We start from the raw sequence: 981 nt of genomic DNA on the forward strand, positions 1-981 counted from the left end.
CAGTTCCCGCTGCACACCTGGCTGCCGGACGCGATGGCCGGTCCGACCCCGATCTCCGCGCTGATCCACGCCGCGACGATGGTCGCCGCCGGGGTGTACGCGGTGGCCCGGCTCTACCCGCTGTTCACGGCAGCGCCGGTGACGCTGACAGTGCTGGGGGTGCTCGGCGCGATCACGCTGCTGCTCGGCGCGCTCGCCGCCACCGCCCAGGACGACATCAAACGCGTGCTGGCCTGGTCGACAGTGTCCCAGTTGGGCTACATGACCGGGGCGCTGGCGGTCGGCTCACCGTCGGCCGCGTTGTTCCACCTGCTCACCCATGCCGCCTTCAAGGCGCTGCTGTTCCTCGCCGCCGGCGTCGTGATCCACGCCGTCGGCACCACCCTGATGTCGGAGATGGGCGGGCTGCGGCGCAGCATGCCGGTGACGTTCTGGTGCACTGTGGTGGGCCTGGGTGCGCTGGCCGTGCCGGCCGCGCTGCTCGGTCTGGCCGGGTTCGTCGGGGCGTTCGCCAACCGCCTGCGGTTCCCCACCGTCCCGGTGGCGGGTTCCGAGGACGGCCTGGTCCACCTGGGTTCGGGGGTGCTGCTGCCGCTCGCGTTCCTGCTGCTCGGCGCCGGGCTGGTGACGTTGGGCTGGCGTCGTGACCGGGCCGCCGACCCGGCCGCCGCGCTGGGTCCGCTGCGGCCGGTCTTCGCCAGCGCGTTCCGGCTCGACGACGTCCAGCACACCCTTGTCGTACGCCCCGTGCGCGCACTGGCCCGTGTCGTGCGCACCGGTGACGAGGTGCTGGTGGACGGTGCTGTCGAGGGCAGTGGCCGAGCCGCGTCGGGTCTGGGTGCGGGGCTGGCCGCGCTGCACCGCGCGGCGCTGCCCCGAGCCGCCGCCGGTGTGCTGGCCGGCGCGCTGCTCATCGGCCTGGCCGCTGCGGTCATTGGAGGAACCCGATGAGTGTCGGGCAGGGGTTGCTGGTCGCGGTGC

General features: G+C 73.7%; 1 protein-coding gene. It reads left to right on the forward strand.

The annotated features are described in order from the left end of the window. On the forward strand, positions 1-951 hold a 951-nt coding region (locus KBX53_RS34205), incomplete at its 5' end, for a proton-conducting transporter membrane subunit (RefSeq protein WP_305798008.1). Between the last annotated feature and the right edge of the window lie 30 nt (positions 952-981).

The sequence above is a fragment of the Micromonospora sp. M51 genome (genome assembly GCF_018070305.1).
GTDB classification, from domain to species: domain Bacteria; phylum Actinomycetota; class Actinomycetes; order Mycobacteriales; family Micromonosporaceae; genus Micromonospora; species Micromonospora parva.